We start from the raw sequence: 1,239 nt of genomic DNA, 5'->3' as shown, positions 1-1,239 counted from the left end.
ATCGCGCAATGCGTCGAAATCCTCCACATCCCGATCAAGCGCGCTCCGGCGTCGGAACCGAGCTATCTGGATCCGGCAGAAGTAACAGCGATCCTCGCTCAGCCAGACCGTTCGACCGTTGAGGGTAGGCTCGCGTGATGAACGCCCGACTGTGGGAAAGCTTGGTATGGGCCACCTGCAGCTTGATAGGTCGGCCATTAAGAAGGGCGTAATCTTCACTCCAATCGAACTGAAAGGCCTCACCGGGCTGGAAGATCAGCGGTACGAATGTGCCGCGCCCACTGGTTTGCTTTTCATATTGGCGTTCGGTCTTCCACGCTCGAGCAAAGGCGGCAACACGGCCGTAGGATCCCTCGTAGCCCAGCATAACCAGATCTGCATGTAGCTGCTTGGCTGTTCGCTTCTGCTTGCGCGACTTGCCGGATTCCACCCGCAGCCACGTCGTCAATTTTTCTGCAAACTGATCAAGCTTGCTCGGCCGTTTGGGAACCTTGAACGTCGGCTCCACCGCGTCATCGCGCAGATATTTGCGGATCGTGTTGCGCGATAATCCAGTCCGCCGCCGGATCTCGCGAATGGGGATGCCTTGCCGAAAATGCCAGCGGCGGATCACACTGAGTAGGTCCATGTCGATCACTCCGATGCCTCCTGACTGTCAGCCAGGGGCGAGGAAAACATGGGTCAATTCTCAGTGAAAACTTATAACCCTCCCGGGTCACTTCTCGGTGCAACTCAACACACCGTGTCCGCGATCCCGCGCCCTTCCGCGAATATCTCGCGTCCGTCGCACCGAATGTGATTTGCGTCTCAACCAACGTGCGTCCGCCGAACGCCAGCGTCTCACATAATTCGAGCGGAAAAGAGACCTCTATTGCAGTCGCACCCCGTCTCCAACACCATCATTCTGAGGGACAGCCACGCAACTTGGATCCGCTTGAAACACCGAGCCATTACTGCATCTAGGCGAATGTTTCGCTGGGTGCAATACGTTGCACTGAATAATTTTTAGCGGTAGGATAGCGGCTTGGCATTGGCTGGTTGATTCGCCGACAGGTGATTGGCGAACTGGTAACTGTTCAGCGACCGGCATTTGCAATGGCGCCGGGGCCAAGTGATCGCAGAAGCGACGTCGGGTCAAAAGGACGATGCGGGAGAGACAGGTAATGAACGCGAAAGAACGACTGGTTGGGCGTATCGCCAACCTGCAGGTCCTGCGGGGACGGCTCCAATCCTGGTTGG

The 1,239-nt window shown here is 56.9% G+C and carries 2 pseudogenes; one reads left to right on the top strand and one right to left on the bottom strand.

The window, feature by feature from the left end:
- Positions 1-126, top strand: a pseudogene (locus SxD43FB_RS26250) (integrase); the annotation flags it as partial.
- Here SxD43FB_RS26250 and SxD43FB_RS23610 read toward each other — a convergent pair.
- Positions 125-628, bottom strand: a pseudogene (locus SxD43FB_RS23610) (IS21 family transposase); the annotation flags it as partial. The pseudogenes SxD43FB_RS26250 and SxD43FB_RS23610 sit on opposite strands and share 2 nt — an antisense overlap.
- Positions 629-1,239: the final 611 nt, after the last annotated feature.

It is taken from the genome of Sphingobium sp. D43FB (genome assembly GCF_002312805.1).
Classification (GTDB): Bacteria; Pseudomonadota; Alphaproteobacteria; order Sphingomonadales; family Sphingomonadaceae; genus Sphingobium.
This window is presented reverse-complemented; position numbering and strand designations above follow the sequence as displayed.